Source organism: Streptomyces sp. AC512_CC834, assembly GCF_019049325.1.
Taxonomy (GTDB): Bacteria; Actinomycetota; Actinomycetes; order Streptomycetales; family Streptomycetaceae; genus Streptomyces.
Window position 1 is genome coordinate 668,749 of record NZ_JAGMUO010000097.1, and the last position, 22,546, is coordinate 691,294.

The window sequence follows — 22,546 nt, forward strand, 5'->3', positions numbered from 1 at the left end:
CCCGCGGCGGGCGCACACTGGAGCACGACACGAGCCGGTACCGAGGGCATCGCGGCGCACGGTCCGGCAACCGACGCGCACGAGGGGGCGACGGCATGGCGGAGCCGGAGTTCAGGGCCACGGGGGTGCGGATCGGCAAGCGGCTGCGCTCACTCACCCGGGCCGGAACGGTCCGGATCAGCGGTGGCCGGGTCGAGTTGCTCACCAGCTACGGCAGCGAGATAGACAGCGCGCCCGTGCAGGCGGTGCGCGCCTCCCGACCGTGGTTCGGCCCGCAGGACCGTGCGCTGGCCGACCTCAACGGCAAGCGGTACCTGCTGACCCTCGGCGAGCGGGACCCCGCCCCCGGTGAACCGGGCCCGCCCGCGGCCCGCCGTTTCATCGAGGCGGTGCGCCGGGCGGCCGGACGCCGCGCCTGAGAGATGTCCGTAAGTTGCGGTGCCTCACCCCTTGCGTCACGCTGGTCTCACGTCACTCTGGGTTTACCGGCGATAACGCTGCGAACCAGCCCGCCGGCCATGACAGCGGGCGGCGTGTGCCGCGTGCGCCTCGCTGGATCCGAACTCCGTGTTCTTCCGGACCTCTATGTCGGGGAGTCGCAGCCGTGATGAGTTACCCAAGCAGACACTGCACGGTGGAGCTCCAAGCCCTGCCGTCGCGGATCGGCCAGGTCCGCAGAATCGTATCTGCGCAATTGCGCTACTGGCATATGGACTTCCTGATCGACCGGGCGACGCTCGGCGTGACGGAGTTGTTGACCAATGTCCACCTGCATGCCCGGCCCGACAAGACGTGCACCGTGGAGATAGAACTGCTCCTGGACCGGCTCACGGTCTCCGTGCGCGACCACGATCCGCGACTGCCCGTCGTGGACGACGCCGCGCCGCTCGCGACCTGCGGGCGCGGGCTCGCCATGGTGGCCGCGATGAGCGAGAGCTGGGGCGCCCGGCCGGACGGCGACTCGGGCAAGGTCGTCTGGTTCACGCTCCCGACGGCCGTCACCGCCGCACCGGTCACCGCCGTGCCCGTCTCGGCGCGTCCGCCGCGCCGTCTGGTCGAGGAGGTGCCGGCCGCCGCGTTCGCGGAGGTCGACCACGCGGTCGACCTGGGCAGCCCTCAACCCGCTCCCGCCCGGTCGGCCGTTGCCGGCTGACCGGGCGGTGACCCCCCGCTGCCGCGGGCCGTGCGGCGCCGTTCCGGCCGGCGTCCGGAGCGGGTCCGTCTGTCCGCACGGTCAGGTGCCGGCAACCATCGTGGGCGGTGCCGCCCTTGACGGCACGTCGGCTCGTTCCCGGGCCGTGACGGGGCGGTGTGGCCCGGTTGCCCGGACGCACCTCCGAGGCGGTCGGGTGCCACGGTGCCGAGGGCGCGGCCCAGCCGGGGCGGGTGTTCCCCCGGGGACAGGAGGGCGCGGGCGGCGTGACGCCTGCGCCGGGTCGACACGCCCAGCCGGGCGGACGCTCCCCAGGGACAAGAGCACGCAGACGGCATGGCGCTTGCGCCGCGCCGACACGCCCAACCGGGCGGACGCTCCCCAGGGACAAGAGCACGCAGACGGCATGGCGCTTGCGCCGCGCCGACACGCCCAACCGGGTGTGCTCTCCAGGACAGGAGGGCGCGGACAGCGTGGCGCTTTGCGCCGGGCGCGCCTCGCCGGGCGGGTGAGCGGCCGACGCTCCATCGCCGGCGGACGGTGGACGCCCGACCCGCATGCCGGCTTCGCCGAGCCGGGCGACCGCCCCGCGTCCCGGCGGTCAAGCCGCCGAGCACACCCGGCCCCGCCGGACCAATACACCAAACCCAGGCCGGACGCGGCTCAAGTGACGCCTACGCAAGGCACCCGCCAGCCACTCCCAAGCCCCGGGGCCCGCCCAGCAGCCTGGCGGCCACTCTCGGCCCCGGGCGGCCATTCTCGCCTCGGGTGACCGCCCCGTATCCCGGGTGTCCACTCCCGGCCCGGGCGACCGCCTCCCCCGTCCCGGCCGGATGCCGTGCACTCCGCGCTCCCGGGGCACCGGAGCACCGGCGCACCGGGGCACCGGGAGCGCCAACAACCGGCCGTGGTGTGGTGGGTGGGTGGGTGGGCTTGTCGGGTTCTCCGGGGTGAGGGGTGGCGGCGGGTGCTACTCGGTGGCGACGGCGCGCAGGACGTCCAGGCGGGACGCCCGCCGGGCCGGGCGCAGGCCGGCGAGGGCGCCGGCCGCGAGGCCGACCAGGGCCACCACCGCGAGCTGCACGGGAGGCACGGCGAAGGCGAACGCGCTGTCCGAGGCTCCGTCGGAGGCCGCCACCAGGACCCAGCCCAGGAACGCGCCGAGGCCGAGCCCGCCGACCGTTCCGAAGGCGGCGACCAGGACCGACTCCCAGCGGACCATCGCCCGTAGCTGCGCCCTGGTCTGCCCGACGGCCCGCAGCAGGCCGAGTTCGCGGGTGCGCTCGTGGACCGCCAGGGTGAGGGTGTTGGCGATGCCCAGCAGGGCGATGAGCACCGCGAGGGCGAGCAGCGCGTAGACGAGGGTCAGCATCATGTCGATGCCTCCCGCGGAGGACTGCGCGTACTCGTCCCGGGTCTGCACCTCGGGGTTGCCGTACCGGTCGGCGACCTTCTCGACCGCGGCCTTGCCCGCGTCCGCGCCCACGCCGTCCTTGAAGGCGACGGCGACGAGGGTGTCGGAGTCCTGCGTGCGGTGCGGGGCCCAGGCGGCGCGGGTGATGACGTAGTCGCCGGCGAGTTCGGACTGCCCGTACACCGCGCGGACGGTGAAGGTCTCGCTTCGGCCGTCGGTGAAGGTGAGGCGTGTCGTCTCGCCGGTGGCGAGCCCCGCCTTCCCCGCCTCGCTCTCGGTGATCGCGATGCCGTCGCTGCCGAGCGAGTCGAGCGAGCCGCGGACGGTGCCCAGGTCGAAGGTGCGGTTCAGTGCGCCGGGGTCGGTGACGGTCAGCGCCCGACCCTCGCCGTCCACTTCGGCGACTCCCCGGCCGAGTCCGACGGCAGTCTCCACCTCGGGCAGTTCCCGGACCGCGCCGGCCAGCCGCGGACTGAGGCCGCTGCCGCCCGCGCCGAAGGACGGAGCGCTGACGGCGACGTCGCCCGCGAAGGACCGGGAGACGGTCTGGTCCATGGTCGCCTTGAGCGAGGCCCCGAAGACCGTGAACAGCGACACGACGGCCACGCCGATCATCAGCGCCCCGGCGGTGGCCGCCGTGCGCTTGGGACTGCGCAGGGCGTTGCGCCGGGCGAGGACACCGGTGACGCCGCGCAGCCGGTCCAGCGGGGCACCGAGTACGCGTACGGCGGTGGAGGAGGCGACCGGGCCGAGCACCACGAAGGCGGCCAGGGCCAGTACGGCGCCCAGTCCCGCCAGCCACACCGACGGGGAGAGCAGGACACCGGTCAGTGTCACCGCGAGGGCGAGCGTGAGCAGCGCCGTGCCCGTGAGCGCCCGCGCGCGGGAGGCGCCGGAGGTGTCCACGGCCGTCTCGCGCAGCGCGGCCAGGGGTGCGGTGCGCCCGGCCCGGGCCGCGGGCAGCAGGGCGGAGCCGAGGCAAACCACGATGCCGACGGCGAGCGGCAGCAGCATCGACAGCGTGCTGATCACCAGGGCGCCCTCGGGGAACGGGAAGCCGATCGCCGGGAACAGCGCCTGAAGTCCGGCCGCGATGCCGATGCCGCCCGCGAGACCGGCGGCGGACGCGGTCACCGCCACGACGGCCGCCTCGACGAGGGTGGCGGCGGTGACCTGGCGGCGCGAGGCGCCGAGCGCGCGCAGCAGGGCGTTCTCGCGGGTGCGCTGGGCGACCACGATGGCGAAGGTGTTGTGGATCGAGAAGGTCGCGACCAGCAGGGCGATGCCGGAGAAGACGAGCAGGAAGGTCGTGAACAGGGTGAGGAACTGGCTGGAGATCATGTCGGTGTTCTCGGCGGCCGACGCCTGCCCGGTGATGGCCTCGACGCCCTTGGGCAGTACGGGGGTCAGCCGGTCGACGAGTTCCTGCTGGCCGACTCCCGGCCCGGCCCGCACCTGGATGCTCGCCGCCTCACCGGGACGTGCGGTGAGGTACTTCTCGGCGTCGGCCCGCGTCATGCCGGTGTAGGTCACCTGGGCCATGCCGTCCTCGCCGCCGAAGGTCGCGAGGCCGACGACGGTGACCTCGACCGGGTCGGGCGTGCGCAGGGTCGTCGTGTCGCCGATCTCGAGGCCGCCCCGCTCGGCCGTGCCCCGGTTGACGACGACCTCGCCGGACCGCTGCGGGGCACGGCCCTCGGCGAGGCGGTACGGGTTCAGCTCCGGGTCGGCGATCCAGTTGCCGGCCAGGGTGGGCGGGCCCTGGCCTCCGATCGGGTCGCCGTTGGCGCCGATGAGCTGGCCGGCGCCCTGGATGCTGGGGGCGACGGCCGCGACGACCGGCACCCGCTCGACGGTCCGCACCAGGTCGGTGCCGACGGGCTGCCGTACGCCCTGGCTCTCACCCGGTGTGGTGATGGCGTCGGCGCTGCGCACCACGGCGTCCGTGCCGCTGGTGGCGTTGCCGAACATGGTGTCGAAGCTCGCGCGGAGCGTGTCGCCCATGACCAGGGTGCCGGCCAGGAAGGCGACGCCCAGGACCACGGCGAGGAACGTCCCGGCGAAGCGGCGTTTGTGGGCCCTGAGCGAGGAGACGCTCAAGCGGACGGAGGCGTTCATGACGGCACCTCGAAGGCTTTCATCCGGTCCAGGACCTTGTCGGCGGTCGGAGAGTCCATGCGGTCGACGAGGCGTCCGTCCGCGAGGAAGACGACCTCGTCGGCGTGGGCGGCGGCAACGGGATCGTGGGTGACCATGACGACCGTGCGGCCCGTCTGCCGCACCGTGCGGCCGAGGAGGCCCAGCACCTCGCCGCCTGACCGGGAGTCGAGGTTGCCGGTGGGCTCGTCCGCGAAGACCACGTCCGGCTGCCCGGCGAAGGCGCGGGCCACGGCGACGCGCTGCTGCTGTCCGCCGGAGAGTTCGGCGGGCCTGTGGTGGAGGCGGTCGCGCAGTCCGACGACGTCGATCAGCGCGTCGACCCACTCGGTGTCGCCCCGGCGGCCGGCGAGGTCGAGGGGGAGAGTGATGTTCTCGGCGACGGTCAGCGTCGGCACCAGGTTGAAGGCCTGGAACACGAAGCCGACACGGTCGCGGCGCAGCAGGGTGAGCCTGCGGTCGTCGAGGGTGCTGAGGTCGGTGTCGCCGATGTGCGCGGTGCCCGAGGTGAGCGTGTCCAGGCCGGCCGCGCAGTGCATCAGGGTGGACTTGCCGGAGCCCGAGGGTCCCATGATGGCGGTGAAGCGCCCGGCCGGGAAGTCCACGCCGACCCCGTCGAGGGCGCGTACGGCGGTGTCGCCACCGCCGTACACCTTGACCGCGTCGACGACCCGGGCCGCTGCCCCGGTGATGGTCGTCGTGGTCATGCCGCACCGCCCTTGCCCGTCCGGCCGAACTGCTCGTCCAGTACGGACAGCCGGCGCCAGTACTCGTCCTCGTCGATCTCGCCGGAGGCGAAGCGGTGGCCGAGCACCGTGATGGGCGAGTTGTCCGCGACCGCGGTCGGCCGCCCGGGGCCGCGGCGTCCGCGCCACACCGTGCGGCGCAGCAGGGTGATGCCGCCGCCGATGATCAGAGCCCAGATCACCGGGAAGAGCAGGATCCACGGGCCGGGCCCGCCGTCGCCGAAGTGTGCCAGGGTCTCCATGTCGTCCAACTCCTCGGTCGGGATGTCATGTCCTTCGTGTCGCTTTCGAGCGTCGCTCCGGGGAGGGGGCCTGGTCGTCGTACGGCCAGCGGCACTGTGCGTACCCCGCGGGGAGTACTCCGGCGGTCAGCCGCTGCTTCCTGCGTCCTCGACCTCGCACCCTCGACTTCTGTAACTACTAGTATGTACAGTGCGTGCATGAGCACCTCGGAACGACTGATCGAGTCCACCCGCGAGCTGCTGTGGGAGCGCGGGTACGTGGGCACCAGCCCCAAGGCGATCCTCGAACGCGCGGAGGCCGGGCAGGGCAGCATGTACCACCACTTCAAGGGCAAGCCCGATCTCGCGCTGGCCGCGATCCGGCGCACGGCCCAGGAGATGCGGGCCACCGCCGAGGCGGTGCTCACCGGTCCGGGCACGCCGTACGAGCGCGTCGAGGCGTATCTGCTGCGCGAGCGCGACGTGTTGCGCGGGTGCCCGGTCGGGCGGCTGACCATGGACCCGGACGTGATCGCCGACGACGCCCTGCGCGCACCGGTGGACGAGACACTCGACTGGCTGCGCGAGCAGATCGCCCAGTTGGTCGAGGAGGGCCGGGAGCAGGGCGAGTTCGCGCTCTCGCTGGACGGCGAGGAGATCGCGGCGGCCGTCGTCGCCACCGTCCAGGGCGGCTATGTCCTGGCTCGCGCGTCCGGCTCGCCCGCCGCCTTCGACGCGGGCGTCCGAGGGCTGCTCTCCCTGCTGTCGGCTCACAAGAGCCCCGCGTCGTAGAGGAGTTCGGATCCGTGTACATCACCCGACAGCGCCCCGGGACCCAGCGGGGCGCGACCGAGAACTTCACCGGCACGGTCTGGCTGGACGAGATCGCCGCGCCCCCGCCACCCTCCCGGCTCCGCATGTTCCACGTCCACTTCGCCCCGGGCGCGCACACCGCCTGGCACCGCCATCCGCACGGCCAGGTCCTGCACATCCTCCAGGGCGAGGGCCGGGTGCAGCGCGGGGGCGGTGAGGTGGAGGCCGTCCGAGCGGGCGACACCGTGTGGATCGAACCGGACGAGTGGCACTGGCACGGGGGCGGTCCGCACACCTTCATGAGCCATCTCGCGGTCGTCGAGGCCGCCGGGGACGGCACGACCGCCGAGTGGGGCGAACACGTCGCCCCCAAAAACCACCGCGCCTGAGGAGCCGTCCGATGCACGCCATGCAGTACACCTTCACCCTGCCCGCCGACTACACGATGGACGTCGTCCGCGAGCGGGTGGCCCGCACCGGGCACCTGCTGGACGACTGGCGGGGCCTCGGGATCAAGGCCTATCTGATCCGGGAGCGCGGGAAGGACGGCTCGCCGGTCAACCAGTACGCGCCGTTCTACCTGTGGCGCACCGTGGAGGGCATGAACTCCTTCCTCTGGGAGGGCGCCTTCCAGCGGCCCACCGACGACTTCGGCCGGCCCGCGGTCCGGCAGTGGACGGGCCTGGCGTACGAGGAGGGCGCCGCCGCCGGCTCCCCCGCGCGGGTGGCGGTACGGCGGCGGCAGCCGGTGCCGGAAGGTGTACCGCTGACGGAGGTGGCGGCGCGGGCGGTGCGGGAGACCGGGCGGCTGGCGGCCTTGGACGGGGCGGTGCTCGCGGCGGCGGTCGTGGACACCGGCGCCTGGGAGCTGGTCCACTTCTCGCTCCACGCGCACGGCGCGCCCGACGGGGTGGAGGGCGAGGTCTTCCGGGTGCTGCATCTCTCGGAGCCGGGGCGGGACCTGCTGTCCCGGGGGCGCCAGTGGTGAGCGCCGTCCGCACGGTCCTCGGGGACGTGTCCGCCGGGGAGTTGGGGGTGTGCGACGCGCACGATCACCTGTTCTTCGCCAGTCCCCGGCTGCCCGGCGAGGAGTTGCGCGCAGCGGCGGCGGCGCGGGCGGAGCTGGCCGCGTTCCGGGAGCTGGGCGGTGGGACGGTGGTGCAGTGGACGCCGTACGGTCTGGGCCGGCGGGCCGCCGATCTGCCGGCCCTGTCCCGGGAGACCGGCGTGCACGTGGTGGCCGCGACGGGACTGCACCAGGACGTCCACTACGACGAGGGCACGCTTGCCGCGCTGCGGGACCGGGCCGCCGAGGTCTTCGTCGCCGAACTGACCCGGGGCATCGGCACCTCGGGCGTCCGGGCGGGACTGATCAAGGTGGCGGGCGGTTTCCACGCGCTCGACGCGCACGCGCGGTGGACCATGTCGGCGGCGGCCGAGGCACATCGCGCGACGGGGGCGCCCATCGCCGTGCACCTGGAACTGGGCACCGGCGCCATGGACGTACTGGAGCTGCTGTGCGGCGAGTTGGGCGTGCCGCCGCACCGGGTGGTCCTCGGTCACCTCAACCGCTCCCCCGACCCCGCCGCGCACCGGCAGGCCGCCGGGTCGGGGTGTTACCTGGCCTTCGACGGGCCGTCGCGGGCCCATCACGCCACCGACTGGCGGATGCCGGACGCCGTGCGGGACCTCGCCGAGGCGGGCCACGGCGATCAGTTGCTGCTCGGCGGCGACACGACGACGGCGGCCGCGCGGTCGGTCAACGGCGGTCCCGGGATGCCGTACCTGCTGCGCCGCGTGGCTCCCCGGCTGGCGCTCGCCGTGGGCGAGGAGCTGGTGCGGCGCGTCCTCACCGAGAATCCCGCGCGGGCTTTCGCCGTCCAGTGGCGCTGACGTCCGCCCGCCCCCAGACCCCGGCCCGACGGGAGACCCCTCATGCCCCTCGTCCGCATCGACGCCCACGGCACCGTCGCCGGCCGACTCGACGCGCTCGGCCGTGCCGTCCACGACGCCCTGGTGGAGACGCTCGGCATTCCGTCCGACGATCGTTTCCAGGTCCTGACCGGTCACGACGGCGTCCGCGGCGCGCTGCGGTACGACGACTACCTCGGCGTGCACCGGGACGAGGGCATCGTGTTCGTGGCGATCACGCTGCGGTCGGGGCGGGCGACCGGGCAAAAGCAGGCGCTGTACCGCCGGATCGCCGAACTCGCCGAGGCCTACGCGGGCACCGCGCCGCGCAACGTGTTCGTCACCCTGACCGAGAACACCTCCGCGGACTGGTCGCTGGGCCACGGCCTCGCCCAGTACGTAGGCTCGGGATCATGCTGAGACTCGGAATCCCCGTCATCGGCGTCACGGACGTCCCCCGCGCGGTCGCCTTCTGGACGGCGGCGCTGCCCCTGGTCGCCACGCAGGAGTGGGGGAGCGAGAGCTGGCGAACGCTCGAGCACGCGGACGGCTCCGGGCGGGCCCTCGGTCTGATGCGCAGCGACTCTCCGGCCGAGCCGCGGCCCCGGCTCCACCTCGACCTGTTCACGGACTCGGCGGAGGAACAGCGGGCGGAGGTGCGGCGGCTGATCGGTCTCGGGGCGCGGGCCGTCGAGTGGGACCACTACCCGCCCGACCCCGACTTCGTCGTCCTCGCCGACCCGGACGGCAACGTCTTCTGCGTCGTCGACCTCAGCCACGCCCCCAGCGGCGGCGAGCGGCCCGCGCCCTGAGGCGAACACCGTCCGGATTGCGACGCGTCCCTACGTCAGCGCGCCGAGGGGGTCGTCCAGGACCGGCTGCCAGGCCAACTCGGCGGCGCCGACCAGGCTGTTGTGGTCCAAGCCGCAGGGCAGGATCGGCACGCCGCCGCTCTGGCCCCACAGGCTGCGGTCGGCGACGACCGCGCGCAGCCGCTCGGGGGCGGCGTCGAGGAGTGCGCGGTGGAGTCCGCCGAGGATGATGCGGTCCGGGTTGAGGATGTTCACCAGGCCGGCGAGGCCCAGGCCGAGGCGGTCGACGAGGGTCTCGGTGGCGGTGCGGACGGCCGGGTCGGCGTAGTGGTCGCGGATCAGGTCGTAGGACTGCTGGAGCAGGGACACTTCGGGTCCGGGCTCGCGGCCGGCCGCCCTGAGGAAGGCCAGCGGGTCGGCCTCCACGTCCAGACAGCCGTGGCCGCCGCAGTAGCAGGGGCGGCCGTCGGGGTTGACGGTGAGGTGGCCGACCTCCAGGGCGAGACCCGAACTGCCGGAGTGCAGACGGCCGTCGAGAACCAGCGCACCGCCGACCCCGCGGTGGCCGGTGGCCACGCACAGCAGGTCGCGCGCGCCGCGTCCGGCGCCGTGCCGGTGCTCGGCGAGGGCCGCGAGGTTGACGTCGTTCGCGGCGAACGCGGGTCCCGCGATTCCGGCGGCGCGCACCTGCTCGGCGAAGATCCGCCGCACGGGCGCGCCCGCAGGCCAGGCCAGGTGCAGCGGGTTCAGGGCCAGGCCCTCCGGTTCCGCGACGGCGGACGGCACGGCGAGTCCGGCGCCGACGCAGCGCCGTCCGGTCTCCCTCAGCAGTTCCGCGCCCGTCTCGACGACGGAGGCCAGCACCTTCGCCGGGTCGGCGTCGACGACCTCGCAGCCGGGCGCGGTGGCGACGATCCGGCCGCCGAGGCCGACCAGCGCGGCGCGGAAGCCGTCGGCGTGGACCTGGGCGGCGAGGGCGACGGGCCCGTCCTCGGCGATCGAGAGGCGGTGCGAGGGGCGGCCCTGCGAACCGGCCGCCGCGCCGGGTCGGGCGTCCACCCGGATCAGGCCGAGGGCCTCCAGTTCGGCCGCGACCGCGCCGGCCGTGGCGCGGGTCACGCCCAGTTCGGCGGTGAGGACGGCGCGGGTGGGGGCGCGTCCGGTGTGCACGAGCTCCAACGCGGGTCCGAGCGCACCGCGCCCCCGGTCCAGCCGCGTCCTCGAGGTGGTCCCTTCCCCCGCCGCCCGGGGGTCCGCCTTGCCGCTCATGGGGGCGAGTCTCCCATGATCCGCTGGTGTGGCGTGCCTAGAGGCCACTGACCCGGAGCGTGATGTTCAGCCGCCCGGTGAGTCCCAACTCGGGCGGCGCGGTGCCCGCGTGCACCCTGGGGACCCCGTGGTACGCGAGCCGGGACGGGCCGCCGAAGACGAACAGGTCGCCGCTGCGCAGGTCGGTGTCCGTGTAGGGGCGGGTCCGGGTTTCGGGGTTGCCGAAGCGGAAGACGCAGGTGTCACCGAGGCTGAGGGAGACCACGGGCGCGTCGGAGCGTTCGTCGGCGTCGCGGTGCATGCCCATGCGGGCGTCGGCGTCGTAGAAGTTGATCAGCGCGATGTCGTACGGCGCCCGCGCCACCGCGTCGGCGCCCAGCGCGTCGGTCACCGCCCGGCGGGCGAGGTCGCCGAGCCGGGCCGGGAAGGGCTTCACGGGCGAGCCGTCGCCGTCGACGACGGTGTCGGCGTAGCCGTACGGGTACCAGTGCCGGCCGAGGCACACCTGCCGGGCGGTCATGGTGCCGCCGCCGGGGGTGCGCACCGTGCGCAGTCCGGCCGGCGGGCGGGCCCACTCGCGGCAGGCGTGCAGCAGCTCGCGCTGCCGTCCCGCGTCCAGCCAGTCCGGCACGTGGACGGCGCCGGGCGCGGTCTCGGTACGGGGCCTGGGGAACAGCTCGGCGTCCATGTCTCCCATCCTGCCTCCGCGGCCTGGCCCCGCGCCTGCCTCCGCGGCCTGGCCCCGCGCCCTGCCTCCGCGGCCTGCCCCACGCCCCGCCTCCCGGGCGCGACCGGTGCTGAGCTGGGGCTCGGCTAGCCTGGGCACACGATGAACGACCGCAGCGACCGTATGACGACGCCCTGGGGCGAGCACGTGCTGTCCCGTTTCCCCGAGGACCCGCGCGACCGGCTCCGTGCCTGGGACGCCTCCGACGCGTACCTGCTCGCGCACCTCGCGGAGCGGGAGGTCCCGCTGTCCGGCACGGTCGTGGTCGTCGGTGACCGCTGGGGAGCGCTGGTGACGGCGCTGGCGGCGCACCGGCCGGTGCAGATCACCGACTCCCACCTCACGCGGGAGGCGACGCGCGCCAACCTGGAGCGGGCGGGCGCCGAACCGGGCGCGGTGGGCCTGCTCACCACGCAGGACGCGCCGCCGGACCGCGTCGACGTGCTGCTGGTGCGGGTGCCGAAGAGTCTGGCGCTGCTGGAGGACCAACTGCTGCGGCTGGCGCCCGCGCTGCACGAGGGCACGGTCGTGGTCGGCACCGGGATGGTGAAGGAGATCCACACCTCGACGCTCCGGCTGTTCGAGCGGATCGTGGGCCCGACGCGGACCTCCCTGGCCGTGAAGAAGGCCCGGCTGATCCTCTCCACGCCCGACCCCGCGCTGAAGCGCCCCGCCAACCCCTGGCCGCTCAGCTACTCGCTCCCCGACGACGTCGGACCGCTCTCCGGCCGGACCGTCGTCAACCACGCCGGCGTCTTCTGCGCCGACCGGCTCGACATCGGCACCCGGTTCTTCCTCCAGCACCTGCCGGACGCCGGGGGCTCTCGGCGGGTGGTGGACCTGGGCTGCGGCAACGGTGTGGTCGGCACGGCGGTGGCGCTGGCCGATCCGAACGCGGAGGTGCTGTTCACCGACGAGTCGTTCCAGGCCGTGGCGTCGGCCCGGGCGACGTACGAGGCGAACAAGGCGAAGGGGGCGAACGGGGCGGCGGGGCACGTGGAGTTCCGGGTCGGCGACGGGCTGGCCGGGGTGCCGGACGGCAGTGTCGACCTGGTGCTCAACAACCCGCCGTTCCACTCCCACCAGGCGACGACCGACGCCACCGCGTGGCGGATGTTCACCGGGGCGCGGCGGGTGCTGCGCCCCGGCGGTGAGCTGTGGGTGGTCGGCAACCGGCACCTGGGCCACCACGTCAAGCTGCGGCGCCTGTTCGGCAACAGTCACCTGGTGGCCGGTGACCCGAAGTTCGTGGTGCTGAAGGCCGTCAGGGAGTAGCCCCGGCGACCACCTGGACGATGGTCGCCACCGTCCGGGCCATGGCCTCCCTTCCGGCGGTGAGGTAGCCGCGCGAGTCGACCGCCTCGGGGCGGGCGGCGAGGTGCTCCCTGATCGCGCCGGTCATGGCGATGTTGAGCGCGGTGCCGACGTTGACCTTGGCGATGCCGCCCGCGACGGCCGCGGCGAGTTCGCCGTCCGGGACTCCGGAGGAGCCGTGCAGGACGAGGGGCACAGCCAGGGTGCCGGACAGTTCCCCCAGCAGGTCGTGGTCGAGGGCGGCGGTGCGCGTGGTCATGGCGTGGGAGCTGCCGACCGCGACGGCCAGGGCGTCCACGCCGGACTCGGCGACATAGGAGCGTGCCTCGGCGGGGTCGGTGCGGGCGCCGGGTGCGTGGGCGTCGAGCGGCGGTGCGCCGTTCTTGCCGCCGACCTCCCCCAACTCGGCCTCGATCCACAGCCCCCGGGCGTGTGCCCAGTCGGCGGCGGCCCCGGTCGCCGCGAGGTTCTCGGCGTACGGCAGCCGGGAGGCGTCGTACATCACGGAGCTGAACCCGGCGTCCGGGGCCTGGCGCAGCAGGCTGTCGCTCTGCACGTGGTCGAGGTGCAGGGCGACGGGCACGGCGGCGCCCTCGGCGGCGGCGACGGCCGCGCGGGCCAGCGGCAGCAGGCGGCCGTAGCGGTACTTCACGGCGTTCTCGCTGACCTGGAGGACGACGGGCATCCGTACGGACTCGGCGCCCGCGACGACGGCCTCGACGTGTTCCAGGGTGATGATGTTGAAGGCGGCGACGGCGGAGCGCACGGCGGCGGCACGGCCGACGAGGTCGCCGGTGGCGGCGAGGGGCACGGTGGGTTCCTTCCCGGGCTTCGGACGGCGGACGGCGGGCTTCGGACGGCGGGCGTCAGGGAGCGGGCGTCAGGGGCGGGCGTCAGGGGGCGAGGATCACCGAGCGGGTGAGGTGGCGGGGGCGGTCCGGGTCGAGGCCGCGGGCAGCGGCGACGGCGACGGCGAGCCGCTGGGCGCGGACCAGTTCGGCGAGCGGGTCCAGCTCACCGGGCACCCACAGCGCACCGGTCTCGCGGACCTGGCCGGCCAGCGACTCGGGCGCCTCGCCGAACATCCAGGTCGCCGTGCCCGCGGTGCTGATGCTGATGGGACCGTGCCGGTACTCCATCGCCGGGTACGCCTCGGTCCAGGACAGGGAGGCCTCGCGCATCTTCAGGGCGGCCTCGCTGGCCAGTCCGACGGTCCAGCCACGGCCCAGGAAGGTGAACTGGGTACGCTCGACGAGCCCTTCGGGCAGCTCGGCCGCGAGGGCGGCGCGTGCGTCGGCGACGACCGCGTCGGTGTGCAGGCCCAGGTGGGCGCGGAGCAGGGTGAGCGCGGTGGTCGCGAACCGCGTCTGCACGACCGAGCGTTCGTCCGCGAAGTCGAGGACGACCACGTCGTCCGCGGCGGTCATGACCGGGGTGTCCGGGTCCGCGGTCAGCGCGACGGTACGGGTGCGGCCCTTCAACGCCGTGAGCAGCTCCAGTACTTCGGTGGTGGTGCCGGAGCGGGTGAGGGCCACGACACGGTCGTACGCGCGGTCCCGCGGGAACTCCGAGGCGGCGAAGGCGTCCGTCTCGCCCTGGCCCGCGTCCTCACGCAGCGCCGCCACCGACTGCGCCATGAAGTACGAGGTGCCGCATCCGACGATCGCCACCCGCTCCCCCGCCGCCGGGAGCGCCGTCGCGTGCCGTGCCGCCTGTGCGGCGGCGCGCGTCCAGCACTCGGGCTGGCTGTTGAGCTCGTCCTCGACATACGTCATGCCGCACACTCCCCGATCACTGATCTTGTTGCTTGTTCCTGCAAGGTATAGCGAGCTTTTGAGCACAATCAAGCAATCAAGGGGAAGAGTGCGGTGCGCTAGGGTCGGCGGAAGATCGAGGAACGGAGGGCCCGGATGTCGCGCGACGCCCGCTGGAAGGCGCTGCTGGAACTGCTCGTCGAGCGCGGCCGGCTGGACGTCGAGGAGGCGGCCACCGAGCTGGAGGTCTCCGCCGCGACGATCCGCCGTGACTTCGACCGGCTCGCCGAACAGCAGATGCTCGTACGCACGCGCGGTGGTGCGGTCGTGCACGGGGTGTCGTACGAACTGCCACTGCGCTACAAGTCCGCCCGCCGCGCCTCGGAGAAGCAGCGGATCGCACACGCGGTGGCCGCACTGGTGGCGCCCGGCGAGGCGGTGGGGCTGACCGGGGGCACGACCACCACGGAAGTCGCGCGCGCCCTGGCCGTGCGCGCCGACCTGGCTTCCGGCACCCCCGCGCTGACCGTGGTCACCAACGCACTCAACATCGCCAACGAGCTGGCCGTCCGGCCGCAGTTCAAGATCGTGGTGACCGGCGGTGTGGCGCGGGCACAGTCCTACGAGCTGATCGGACCGCTCGCGGACGGGGTGTTGGGCCAGGTGACCCTCGACGTCGCGGTGCTGGGTGTCGTCGCCGTCGACGTGGCGCACGGTGCCGCGGCCCACGACGAGGCGGAGGCCGCGATCAACCGGATGCTGTGCGAACGCGCCGAGCGCGTGGTCGTGGCCGCCGACTCCAGCAAGCTGGGCCGACGGGCGTTCGCCCGGATCTGCGCGACCGAGTCGGTCGACACACTGGTCACGGACGGCGCGGCCGACCCGGAGCTGGTACGGCAGTTCGAGGAGGCCGGGGTCCGGGTCGTCACGGCCTGAGGAGTCCCCCGTCGGCCCGCCGGTCGTGAGCGGCCGCGGCCGTCAGTGCCGGTACCTGTGTCCGCGTCTGTACCTGTGTCCGCGTCTGTGCTCGTCAGTGCCCGTGCCCGGCGGTGTGCTCCGTCGTGGTGGTCGGGTCCGGCTCCTGCGGACCCGACGCCGATCCGGCCCGTACGGTGAACGCCGCCGTGTGGACCTCGCCCTGGTGCCGGAAGTCCAGGAAGAGCCGGTAGGTGCCGTCGCTCGGTGCGGTGGCCGTGAAGGAGATCCCCGGGCCGGGTTTCGTGGTGCCGTCGCCGGGTTCGCCGTTCGGGTGGACGTGGAGGTAGGCGAGGTCGCCGGCGCGCAGGGCGACGAGGTGGCCGTAGGCGCCCAGGTAGGGCTGGAGGTCGTTGACGGGTTCGCCGTCGCGGAACACCTTCAGCTTCAGCTCGCTCGCCTTGCCCGCACGCAGGGAACCGGCGAGTTCGACCTGGTAGCCGTCGGTCCGGGCGGTGTCGTTCGGGGCCGGCAGCCGCGCGGGCTCGTAGTGGCCCGAGGCGGCCAGGTCGGCGCCGAGGGTGAGGTTCTCCGCGCCCTTGTGCGCCGGGGTGAAGTCGGCGAAGACACGGTAGCCGCCCGCCTCGGGCAGGTCGACGGGGGTGCTCCAGGTGCCGTCGGCGGCGCGGACGGGATGCAGGTGGCGGAAGGTGACCAGGTCGCGTGAGGCCACGATGAGGTGGAGTTCCTTGTCGTGCTCGCGCTGGTACGCGGTGACGGCCCCGCCGCTCGCGTCCCGGACGGTGAAGCGCAGTTCGGAGCGCTGACCGGCGGTGACGCGTGGGGTGGCGAGGTCGAGGGTGTAACCGCTCTCGGAGATCCGCAGGCCGCCGGCCGGCGCGCTCCCGTGTCCCCCGTGACCGTCGCCCCCGTCCGGCCGCGCCGATGGCTCGCCGGGCTCGTCGTGCTCGCCATGGTCGTCGTAGGGGGCGGGCTCGCTCCCCGCGACGATCGGGTCCACGCCGCTGCCGACTCCGTAGGCGGTGCCGAAGGTCGCGGCCAGCGCCGCCGCGAACGCGGTGATCCTCAGTCCGGTGTGCATGGCGGTCGTCTCCTCGGGTTCCGTGTCTCCGGCTCTCCGTGTCTCCGTGTCTCCGGCTCACTCGGAGGCCTCTCTCGTGCGCTTCACCATACCCCTGGGGGGTACTGAGTCAAGCGCTGGGAGCACTTGCTTTGGGTACCCCCCAGCGGTATACATGACCCCGGGGAGACAGATACCCCCACCCCGTATACGTCGGACTGCCTCCTGGAGGAAGCCATGCCCTCGAACGTCACCACTCCCGGCATCACCCCCGTCACCGCCACCTACGCCGTCGCCGGTATGAGCTGCGGTCACTGCGCGGCGACGCTCACCCGGGTGATCGGCGAGCTGGACGGTGTCACCGGTGTCGACGTCGAGCTCGCCACCGGCCGGGTCACCGTCAGCGCCACCGCCGAGCCGGACGACGCCGCGATCGCCGAGGTGGTCGACGAGGCCGGTTACGAACTGACCGGCCGCGTCTGACCGGCCCGCACTCCCCCGCCGCAGCGCCGGGGCCCGCCCGCCGGGTCCCGGCCGACGACCCCGCATCAGGAGCAGCCATGACCACCAGTACGACCAGCGCGCCCGCCGAGGTGGAACTCGCCATCGGCGGCATGACCTGCGCCTCGTGCGCCGCCCGGGTCGAGAAGAAGCTCAACCGGATGGACGGGGTCACCGCCACCGTCAACTACGCGACGGAGAAGGCCAGGGTCCACTACGCCGGTGACGTTTCCGTCCCGGAGCTGATCGCCACGGTCGAGGCCACCGGCTACACCGCCCGCGAACCCGAGCCGGTCCGGGCCGAGCCCGCGCCCGGCGCGGAGCCCACCGACGCCGCCGACGAACTGCGGCCGCTCCGGCAGCGGCTGGTCACGGCCGTGGTGCTGGCCGTCCCCGTCATCGCGATGGCGATGGTGCCTGCGCTGCAGTTCGAGTACTGGCAGTGGCTGTCGCTGACCCTCGCGGCGCCCGTCGTGACGTACGCGGCCTGGCCCTTCCACCGGGCCGCCCTCACCAACGCCCGGCACGGCGCGGCCACCATGGACACCCTGATCTCGGTCGGCACGTCGGCGGCGTTCCTGTGGTCGCTGTGGGCACTGTTCCTCGGCACTGCGGGGACCCCCGGCATGACCCACCCCTTCGAGCTGACCGTCGCCCGCAGTGACGGCTCCGGAAACATCTACCTGGAGGCCGCGGCGGGCGTGACGGCCTTCATCCTCGCCGGGCGCTATTTCGAGGCGCGCTCCAAGCGCAAGGCCGGTGCCGCGCTGACGGCCCTCCTGGAACTGGGCGCCAAGGACGTGACCGTGGTGCGCGGTGGCCGTGAGGAGCGGATCCCGGTCGGCGAACTGGCCGCCGGGGACCGCTTCCTGGTCCGGCCCGGGGAGAAGATCGCCACCGACGGCACGGTCGTCGAGGGCACCTCGGCCGTCGACGCGTCGATGCTCACCGGCGAGTCGGTGCCGGTCGAGGTCGGCGTGGGCGACGGGGTCACCGGGGCAACACTGAACGCGGGTGGCCGGCTGGTGGTCGAGGCGACGCGGGTCGGCGCGGACACGCAACTGGCCCGGATGGCGCAACTGGTCGAGGACGCGCAGAACGGCAAGGCCGCCGCCCAGCGGCTCGCCGACCGCGTCTCCGGAGTCTTCGTCCCCGTCGTCATCGCCCTGGCGCTGGCCACCCTCGGCTTCTGGATCGGCAACGGCTCCGGACCGACCGCCGCGTTCACCGCCGCCGTGGCCGTACTGATCATCGCCTGCCCCTGCGCCCTGGGCCTCGCCACCCCGACCGCGCTGATGGTCGGCACCGGGCGCGGTGCCCAGCTCGGCATCCTCATCAAGGGCCCCGAGGTCCTGGAGTCCACCCGCAAGGTCGACACCGTCGTCCTCGACAAGACCGGCACCGTCACCACCGGCCGCATGACCCTGCTCGCCGTGCACTGCGCCGACGGCACCGAGGAGACGGACGTACTGCGCCTGGCCGGGGCGTTGGAGCACTCCTCGGAGCACCCGATCGCCCGGGCCGTCGCACAGGGGGCGCTGGAGAGGCTCGGCGGCACGCTGCCCGCCCCCGAGGACTTCGCCAACGTCCCGGGGCTGGGTGTGCAGGGTGTCGTCGACGGCCACGCGGTCCTGGTCGGGCGCGAGCGGCTGCTCTCCGAGTGGGCGATGGACCTTCCGGCGGACCTGGCCCGCGCCAAGTCCGAGGCGGAGAGGGCCGGCCGGACCGCGATCGCCGTGGCCTGGGACGGCGAGGCGCGGGCGGTCCTGGAGGTCGCCGACGCGGTGAAGGAGTCCAGCCCCGAGGCGGTCGCCCGGCTGCGCGCCCTGGGCCTGACCCCGATACTGCTGACCGGAGACAACCAGGCGGTGGCCGCCTCCGTCGCCCGCGAAGTGGGCATCGACCCCGAGCACGTCGTCGCCGAGGTGCTGCCGCAGGACAAGGTCGACGTCGTCAAGCGCCTCCAGGGCGAGGGGCGTTCGGTCGCGATGGTCGGCGACGGCGTCAACGACGCCGCCGCGCTGGCCCAGGCCGACCTCGGGCTCGCCATGGGCACCGGCACCGACGCGGCCATCGAAGCAGGCGACCTCACCCTCGTCCGCGGCGACCTGCGCGCCGCCGCCGACGCCATCCGGCTGGCCCGCAAGACGCTCGGCACCATCAAGTCCAACCTGTTCTGGGCCTTCGCCTACAACGTCGCCGCGCTCCCACTCGCCGCGGCCGGACTCCTCAACCCGATGATCGCCGGGGCGGCCATGGCCTTCTCCTCCGTCTTCGTCGTCGGCAACTCCCTGCGGCTGCGGTCCTTCCGGGCGGCGGACTGACCGGCCACCACACCGGCGAGCCGCCGGCCGGCTCCACACGGGCCGGCCGGCGGCTCGCCGGCGCGTGCCCCCGGCCGGCCCGCGGCGCAGGGCGCCGCCATGCCCCTCCCCCTCCCACCGTCCCCCGGACGGGCCCCGTCCACGCGCCGCCGGGAACGATGGCGACCAGGATGGTTCGGGTCCCCTCCCCGCGGAGCAGGAGCCCATGGCCGAACCGACCGACGCCGACGCCGACGCCGACGGCGACACCGGCGGCCCGCTCACGCCGGCTCCCGGTCCGGTCAGTGCGCGCAGGCGGGCCGTCGACGCCGTGCTCGGGGAGCTGCGTGCCGTGTACGGCGCGCTGTACGCGGCGGTGGCCGCCACGTCCACACCCACGCTCGACCGGGCGCTGCGGCGCCTGTCCCACGCCGCGGACCATTCGAAGGTGTCGTTCGGGATCGCCGCCGCGTTCGCCCTGGGCGGCGGACGGCCGCGCCGGGCGGCCCTCGTCGGTCTGGGGGCGGTCGCCGTGGCGTCGGCCTCGACGAATCTGCTGGGCAAGCGTTTGGTGCACAAGGCCCGGCCGGACCGGGAGGCGGCACGGGTGACGACGGACCGGTATGTGCCGATGCCCGCGTCGGCGTCGTTCCCGTCGGGGCACACGGCCGCGGCGGTCGCGTTCGCCACGGCCGTCGGAGTCGTCCTGCCCGAGGCCGCGGTCCCGCTCGGCGCGCTGGCGGGCGCCGTCGGCTACTCCCGGGTCCACACCGGCGTGCACTATCCCGGTGATGTGGCCGCGGGCGCCGTCCTGGGCATCGCCAGTGCGGCCGTCGCGCTGACGGCGGCGGCGGCCGTTCCCCCGCTCCGCCGGCCCGGGTACCGGCGAAGCGACTGTCGCGAGTGAGGTCGGGCCCGTCAGCCGAACACCTTCACGGCCTGGTAGTACGTCCACGCCGTGCTGTTGCAGGCGGCCTTGGTGGCGCCGCCGTAGCGGGCGCAGACACGCTTGAGATCCTCGTAGAAGGCGCTGTCGACACGGGACTTGTTGGCACTGAAGGTGCCCGCGTCCTTGTAGTTTCGGTAGCCGAAGTCGTGCCGTGCGCAGGAGGTGCTGAAGGGGAAGCCGAAGGGGTTGTCCGGCGAGGAGGAGCAGTAGTCGGTGGTCCAGTCGAACCCGTAGGCGCTCCAGGCGGACTGGTTGGCCCGCGCGGCGGTCCAGGAGTTGTAGCTCGACGCGCTGGTCCGGGTCCAGCTCGCGAGTACCTGCGCTTTGTCGGAGGGAGCGGCGTCGGCGGTCGCGGCGGTGGCGACGACGGTGGTCACGGCCAGGGCCGCGGCGGTGAGTCCGGTGGTGAGTCCGGTGGCGAGTCTGCGGTGCATCCCACACCTCCATGAGGCTGCGGCCCGCCCCTCGGGCCGCAGGTCCATGTCAAGATGATGCGCATCTCAACCACCCGTTCACACCTCCTGCGGCCCAACCTCCCGTTAACACTTCACTCTTGGGCCGACTCGGGACACTTACGCGCGCCCCTCGGGGGCCCAGTCGGGGTGGTCGCCGTGCATGGCGGGATGGAAGGGGTCGCCGGGAGTGATCTCGCCCGCGAGCACCGGCCGTCCGGTGAACGCCGCCTTGTACACGGCCGCGGCGAACTCCAGCGTGGCGCGGGCCTCCGGGCCGCTGCCCGCCGGTCGGGCCCCGGCGTCCCAGGCGTCGAGGACGGCACCGAGCTGTGCGGTGTGGGAGCTGGGCACGTCGGCGTCCTGGATCCGCCAGGCGGCGGCGCGTTCGGGGGCGACGTGCCGGGCCGGGGTGTAGGTCCAGTCGTCGTTGCGGTGCCCGTACAGGTGGGTCAACTCCACCGTCGCGTCGGCACAGTCGACGCGGACGCGGCTCACCTCGTCCGGGGAGAGCACGCTGTTGACGACGGTGGCGAGGGCGCCGTTGCCGAAGCGCACCAGGGCGGTGGAGACGTCCTCGCTCTCGGTGTCGTGGACCAGGCGCGACGCCATGGCCCGTATCTCCGCCCAGGGGCCGAGCAGTTGGAGCAGCAGGTCGTACTGGTGGATGCCGTGGCCCATGGTGGGGCCGCCGCCCTCGGTGGACCAGCGTCCGCGCCACGGCACCGCGTAGTAGGCGGCGTCGCGGTGCCAGGTCGTCTGGCAGTGGGCGACCAGCGGGGCGCCCAGCTCGCCGCTCGCGATCAGGTCGCGGGCATGCGCGGCACCGGAGCCGTACCGGTGCTGGAAGACCACGGACGCGTACGCCCCGGACGCCTCCTCGGCCGCGGCGATGTCGTCGTACTCGGCGAGGGACAGACACAGCGGTTTCTCGCACAGCACCCAGGCCCCCGCCTTGAGCGCGGCCACCGTCTGCTCCCGGTGCAGGGACGGCGGCGTCCCGATCAGGACGAGGTCGGGCCGTACGGCGTCCAGCATGGTGTCCATCGACGTGTACCCGGCGACATCGCCGCCCGCCCCGGCGCGGAAGGCGTCGAGCCGCACGCCGTCCACGTCGACGGCGGCGACCAGTTCGGTGCGGTCGGCGTGGGCGCCGAGAGCGGGCAGGTGGCCGCCGGTGACGATGGCACCGGTACCGACCACGGCGACCCGGCGGCGGGCGGGGCGTGGGGACATGCGGTCCTCCTCGGAGCCGGCGTGCGGCAGGCGCCCGCCGCCTAGAAAGCGCTTTCAACCACGGCGGACGATATGCGGGGAGCGAGGGTCCGGACAACCCCCACCGTTTGCGGGCTCGGCGCACGGCTGGTCGACTGTCGCGGGGGGAACCGGAGCCGGCGGCGTCGCGCCGGCCCACTCTTCAGTCCTCTCCGGAAGGAGTCCAGGCGTGAGTTCCCCGAAGCCGAAGCCCTCGTCGTCCGCGGAGCACCGGTCGGACGGCAGCCAGCCCTGGCTGCACCAGAAGGGCCGGACCATTCAGGAGTTCGGCACCGTCAAGCAGTTCCCCGTGGCGCTGACCATGGAGACCCGCCTCTACTCCTGCCAGCGGCTCAACAAGGTCCTGGCGGACACCCGGATCCTGCACGATCTGTACAAGAAGTACCACTGGCTGATGCGCGGGGCGACGTTCTACCAACTGCACCTGCTGCTGGACAAGCACGCGGGCGAACAGCTCGAGCTGATCGACACCGTCGCCGAGCGCGTCCAGACACTCGGCGGTGTCGCGGTCGGCGATCCCCGGCACGTCGCCGAGGTCACCACCGTCCCGCGTCCGCCGGACGGGGTGGAGGAAGTGCCGTCGATGCTCTCGCGGCTGCTGGAGGCGCACGAGCTGATCCTGACGGACTGCCACGACGCGGCGGCCCGCACCCAGGAGTACGGGGACGACGGGACCAACGACCTCCTGGTCTCCGAGGTCGTGCGCACCAACGAACTGCAGGCGTGGTTCGTGGCGGAGCACCTCGTGGACACGCCGCTGGTCCACGCCTGACCCCGCG

24 protein-coding genes are annotated in these 22,546 nt (G+C 73.8%); 14 read left to right on the forward strand and 10 right to left on the reverse strand.

Translation table 11 applies throughout. From position 1 onward, the window contains the following. Positions 1 to 95 precede the first annotated feature (95 nt). Together KUM40_RS30560 and KUM40_RS30565 are read left to right on the forward strand one after the other, a co-directional pair. A complete protein-coding gene (locus KUM40_RS30560) occupies positions 96 to 419 on the forward strand; it encodes a hypothetical protein (RefSeq protein WP_217169435.1) in 324 nt (107 codons plus the stop codon). 185 nt (positions 420 to 604) lie between these two features. Then, a complete protein-coding gene (locus tag KUM40_RS30565; RefSeq protein WP_217169436.1) occupies positions 605 to 1,153 on the forward strand; it encodes an ATP-binding protein in 549 nt (182 codons plus the stop codon). A gap of 970 nt (positions 1,154 to 2,123) precedes the next feature. Here KUM40_RS30565 and KUM40_RS30570 read toward each other — a convergent pair. The 3 genes from KUM40_RS30570 to KUM40_RS30580 are packed head-to-tail and all read right to left on the reverse strand — an operon-like array spanning position 2,124 to position 5,712. Beyond that, complete coding sequence (locus KUM40_RS30570) at positions 2,124 to 4,685, reverse strand: ABC transporter permease (RefSeq protein WP_217169437.1); 2,562 nt, start codon at positions 4,683 to 4,685, stop codon at positions 2,124 to 2,126. Then, positions 4,682 to 5,431 carry an ABC transporter ATP-binding protein gene (locus KUM40_RS30575; protein WP_217169438.1) on the reverse strand — a complete coding sequence of 250 codons (750 nt, stop codon included), beginning with the start codon at positions 5,429 to 5,431 and terminating at the stop codon, positions 4,682 to 4,684. Before KUM40_RS30575 ends, KUM40_RS30570 begins: the two co-directional genes overlap by 4 nt. Then, on the reverse strand, positions 5,428 to 5,712 hold the full coding sequence (locus tag KUM40_RS30580; protein WP_217169439.1) for an SHOCT domain-containing protein: 285 nt from the start codon (positions 5,710 to 5,712) through the stop codon (positions 5,428 to 5,430). Before KUM40_RS30580 ends, KUM40_RS30575 begins: the two co-directional genes overlap by 4 nt. Before the next feature lie 198 nt (positions 5,713 to 5,910). Between KUM40_RS30580 and KUM40_RS30585 the strand changes: the two genes are divergently transcribed. Genes KUM40_RS30585 through KUM40_RS30610 form a run of 6 tightly spaced genes read left to right on the forward strand, consistent with a single transcriptional unit; the run spans position 5,911 to position 9,227 of the window. Continuing rightward, a complete protein-coding gene (locus tag KUM40_RS30585; RefSeq protein WP_254395785.1) occupies positions 5,911 to 6,483 on the forward strand; it encodes a TetR/AcrR family transcriptional regulator in 573 nt (190 codons plus the stop codon). A gap of 14 nt (positions 6,484 to 6,497) precedes the next feature. Beyond that, the gene (locus KUM40_RS42245; protein WP_217169441.1) at positions 6,498 to 6,893 is read left to right on the forward strand and encodes a cupin domain-containing protein; all 396 of its coding nucleotides are present in this window, start codon (positions 6,498 to 6,500) and stop codon (positions 6,891 to 6,893) included. An 11-nt stretch (positions 6,894 to 6,904) separates the two neighbouring features. Continuing rightward, positions 6,905 to 7,492: a DUF4865 family protein gene (locus KUM40_RS30595; protein ID WP_217169442.1), complete on the forward strand. Its 588-nt coding sequence runs from the start codon at positions 6,905 to 6,907 to the stop codon at positions 7,490 to 7,492. Continuing rightward, complete coding sequence (locus KUM40_RS30600; RefSeq protein WP_217169443.1) at positions 7,489 to 8,397, forward strand: phosphotriesterase; 909 nt, start codon at positions 7,489 to 7,491, stop codon at positions 8,395 to 8,397. The genes KUM40_RS30595 and KUM40_RS30600 overlap by 4 nt, the downstream gene beginning before the upstream one ends. A 42-nt stretch (positions 8,398 to 8,439) precedes the next feature. Further along, positions 8,440 to 8,835, forward strand: a complete 396-nt coding sequence (locus KUM40_RS30605; RefSeq protein ID WP_217169444.1) for a tautomerase family protein — start codon at positions 8,440 to 8,442, stop codon at positions 8,833 to 8,835. Then, a complete protein-coding gene (locus tag KUM40_RS30610; RefSeq protein WP_217169445.1) occupies positions 8,829 to 9,227 on the forward strand; it encodes a VOC family protein in 399 nt (132 codons plus the stop codon). The genes KUM40_RS30605 and KUM40_RS30610 overlap by 7 nt, the downstream gene beginning before the upstream one ends. Positions 9,228 to 9,257: 30 nt before the next feature. Here the strand turns inward: KUM40_RS30610 and KUM40_RS30615 are convergent, their stop codons facing one another. Both KUM40_RS30615 and KUM40_RS30620 read right to left on the reverse strand, forming a co-directional pair. After that, a complete protein-coding gene (locus KUM40_RS30615; protein ID WP_217169446.1) occupies positions 9,258 to 10,496 on the reverse strand; it encodes an ROK family protein in 1,239 nt (412 codons plus the stop codon). Between the two features lie 37 nt (positions 10,497 to 10,533). Beyond that, on the reverse strand, positions 10,534 to 11,184 hold the full coding sequence (locus tag KUM40_RS30620) for an alpha-ketoglutarate-dependent dioxygenase AlkB (protein WP_217169824.1): 651 nt from the start codon (positions 11,182 to 11,184) through the stop codon (positions 10,534 to 10,536). A 162-nt stretch (positions 11,185 to 11,346) separates the two neighbouring features. On the opposite strand from KUM40_RS30620, the gene KUM40_RS30625 reads away from it, so the two are divergent. Further along, positions 11,347 to 12,498: a methyltransferase gene (locus KUM40_RS30625; RefSeq protein ID WP_217169825.1), complete on the forward strand. Its 1,152-nt coding sequence runs from the start codon at positions 11,347 to 11,349 to the stop codon at positions 12,496 to 12,498. Here the strand turns inward: KUM40_RS30625 and KUM40_RS30630 are convergent. Both KUM40_RS30630 and KUM40_RS30635 read right to left on the reverse strand, forming a co-directional pair. Beyond that, on the reverse strand, positions 12,488 to 13,348 hold the full coding sequence (locus tag KUM40_RS30630; protein ID WP_217169447.1) for a class II fructose-bisphosphate aldolase: 861 nt from the start codon (positions 13,346 to 13,348) through the stop codon (positions 12,488 to 12,490). The two genes, KUM40_RS30625 and KUM40_RS30630, sit on opposite strands and share 11 nt — an antisense overlap. 82 nt (positions 13,349 to 13,430) lie before the next feature. Further along, positions 13,431 to 14,312, reverse strand: a complete 882-nt coding sequence (locus KUM40_RS30635; RefSeq protein WP_217169448.1) for an SIS domain-containing protein — start codon at positions 14,310 to 14,312, stop codon at positions 13,431 to 13,433. 135 nt (positions 14,313 to 14,447) lie between these two features. Between KUM40_RS30635 and KUM40_RS30640 the strand changes: the two genes are divergently transcribed. Next, the gene (locus KUM40_RS30640; protein WP_217169449.1) at positions 14,448 to 15,227 is read left to right on the forward strand and encodes a DeoR/GlpR family DNA-binding transcription regulator; all 780 of its coding nucleotides are present in this window, start codon (positions 14,448 to 14,450) and stop codon (positions 15,225 to 15,227) included. Positions 15,228 to 15,321: 94 nt separating this feature from the next. Here KUM40_RS30640 and KUM40_RS30645 read toward each other — a convergent pair whose 3' ends face one another. Beyond that, positions 15,322 to 16,308: a hypothetical protein gene (locus tag KUM40_RS30645; protein WP_217169450.1), complete on the reverse strand. Its 987-nt coding sequence runs from the start codon at positions 16,306 to 16,308 to the stop codon at positions 15,322 to 15,324. 216 nt (positions 16,309 to 16,524) lie between these two features. Between KUM40_RS30645 and KUM40_RS30650 the strand changes: the two genes are divergently transcribed. The 3 genes from KUM40_RS30650 (at position 16,525) to KUM40_RS30660 (ending at position 19,998) form a co-directional block, all read left to right on the forward strand. Next, a complete protein-coding gene (locus KUM40_RS30650; protein WP_217169451.1) occupies positions 16,525 to 16,770 on the forward strand; it encodes a heavy-metal-associated domain-containing protein in 246 nt (81 codons plus the stop codon). 77 nt (positions 16,771 to 16,847) lie between these two features. Next, positions 16,848 to 19,112: a cation-translocating P-type ATPase gene (locus KUM40_RS30655; RefSeq protein ID WP_217169452.1), complete on the forward strand. Its 2,265-nt coding sequence runs from the start codon at positions 16,848 to 16,850 to the stop codon at positions 19,110 to 19,112. Positions 19,113 to 19,317: 205 nt separating this feature from the next. Next, on the forward strand, positions 19,318 to 19,998 hold the full coding sequence (locus KUM40_RS30660) for a phosphatase PAP2 family protein (RefSeq protein WP_254395786.1): 681 nt from the start codon (positions 19,318 to 19,320) through the stop codon (positions 19,996 to 19,998). Between the two features lie 11 nt (positions 19,999 to 20,009). Here KUM40_RS30660 and KUM40_RS30665 read toward each other — a convergent pair whose 3' ends face one another. Continuing rightward, a complete protein-coding gene (locus KUM40_RS30665; protein WP_217169453.1) occupies positions 20,010 to 20,474 on the reverse strand; it encodes a phospholipase in 465 nt (154 codons plus the stop codon). A gap of 138 nt (positions 20,475 to 20,612) precedes the next feature. Next, positions 20,613 to 21,728 carry a Gfo/Idh/MocA family protein gene (locus KUM40_RS30670; RefSeq protein WP_217169454.1) on the reverse strand — a complete coding sequence of 372 codons (1,116 nt, stop codon included), beginning with the start codon at positions 21,726 to 21,728 and terminating at the stop codon, positions 20,613 to 20,615. Positions 21,729 to 21,936: 208 nt separating this feature from the next. Here KUM40_RS30670 and KUM40_RS30675 point away from each other — a divergent pair, with 208 nt between their 5' ends. Next, positions 21,937 to 22,539 (forward strand): Dps family protein, encoded by a 603-nt coding sequence (locus KUM40_RS30675; protein WP_217169455.1) that lies wholly within the window; start codon positions 21,937 to 21,939, stop codon positions 22,537 to 22,539. The last annotated feature ends 7 nt before the right edge of the window (positions 22,540 to 22,546 follow it).

What these genes read in the sequence shown, in the direction of transcription:
- KUM40_RS30560 (WP_217169435.1), top strand. Translation starts at nt 96, where the DNA reads ATGGCGGAGCCGGAGTTCAGGGCCACGGGGGTGCGGATCGGCAAGCGG.
- KUM40_RS30570 (WP_217169437.1), bottom strand. Translation starts at nt 4,685, where the DNA reads ATGAACGCCTCCGTCCGCTTGAGCGTCTCCTCGCTCAGGGCCCACAAA.
- KUM40_RS30575 (WP_217169438.1), bottom strand. Translation starts at nt 5,431, where the DNA reads ATGACCACGACGACCATCACCGGGGCAGCGGCCCGGGTCGTCGACGCG.
- KUM40_RS30580 (WP_217169439.1), bottom strand. Translation starts at nt 5,712, where the DNA reads ATGGAGACCCTGGCACACTTCGGCGACGGCGGGCCCGGCCCGTGGATC.
- KUM40_RS30585 (WP_254395785.1), top strand. Translation starts at nt 5,911, where the DNA reads ATGAGCACCTCGGAACGACTGATCGAGTCCACCCGCGAGCTGCTGTGG.
- KUM40_RS30595 (WP_217169442.1), top strand. Translation starts at nt 6,905, where the DNA reads ATGCACGCCATGCAGTACACCTTCACCCTGCCCGCCGACTACACGATG.
- KUM40_RS30605 (WP_217169444.1), top strand. Translation starts at nt 8,440, where the DNA reads ATGCCCCTCGTCCGCATCGACGCCCACGGCACCGTCGCCGGCCGACTC.
- KUM40_RS30610 (WP_217169445.1), top strand. Translation starts at nt 8,829, where the DNA reads ATGCTGAGACTCGGAATCCCCGTCATCGGCGTCACGGACGTCCCCCGC.
- KUM40_RS30615 (WP_217169446.1), bottom strand. Translation starts at nt 10,496, where the DNA reads ATGAGCGGCAAGGCGGACCCCCGGGCGGCGGGGGAAGGGACCACCTCG.
- KUM40_RS30620 (WP_217169824.1), bottom strand. Translation starts at nt 11,184, where the DNA reads ATGGACGCCGAGCTGTTCCCCAGGCCCCGTACCGAGACCGCGCCCGGC.
- KUM40_RS30625 (WP_217169825.1), top strand. Translation starts at nt 11,347, where the DNA reads ATGACGACGCCCTGGGGCGAGCACGTGCTGTCCCGTTTCCCCGAGGAC.
- KUM40_RS30635 (WP_217169448.1), bottom strand. Translation starts at nt 14,312, where the DNA reads ATGACGTATGTCGAGGACGAGCTCAACAGCCAGCCCGAGTGCTGGACG.
- KUM40_RS30640 (WP_217169449.1), top strand. Translation starts at nt 14,448, where the DNA reads ATGTCGCGCGACGCCCGCTGGAAGGCGCTGCTGGAACTGCTCGTCGAG.
- KUM40_RS30645 (WP_217169450.1), bottom strand. Translation starts at nt 16,308, where the DNA reads ATGCACACCGGACTGAGGATCACCGCGTTCGCGGCGGCGCTGGCCGCG.
- KUM40_RS30650 (WP_217169451.1), top strand. Translation starts at nt 16,525, where the DNA reads ATGCCCTCGAACGTCACCACTCCCGGCATCACCCCCGTCACCGCCACC.
- KUM40_RS30655 (WP_217169452.1), top strand. Translation starts at nt 16,848, where the DNA reads ATGACCACCAGTACGACCAGCGCGCCCGCCGAGGTGGAACTCGCCATC.
- KUM40_RS30660 (WP_254395786.1), top strand. Translation starts at nt 19,318, where the DNA reads ATGGCCGAACCGACCGACGCCGACGCCGACGCCGACGGCGACACCGGC.
- KUM40_RS30665 (WP_217169453.1), bottom strand. Translation starts at nt 20,474, where the DNA reads ATGCACCGCAGACTCGCCACCGGACTCACCACCGGACTCACCGCCGCG.
- KUM40_RS30670 (WP_217169454.1), bottom strand. Translation starts at nt 21,728, where the DNA reads ATGTCCCCACGCCCCGCCCGCCGCCGGGTCGCCGTGGTCGGTACCGGT.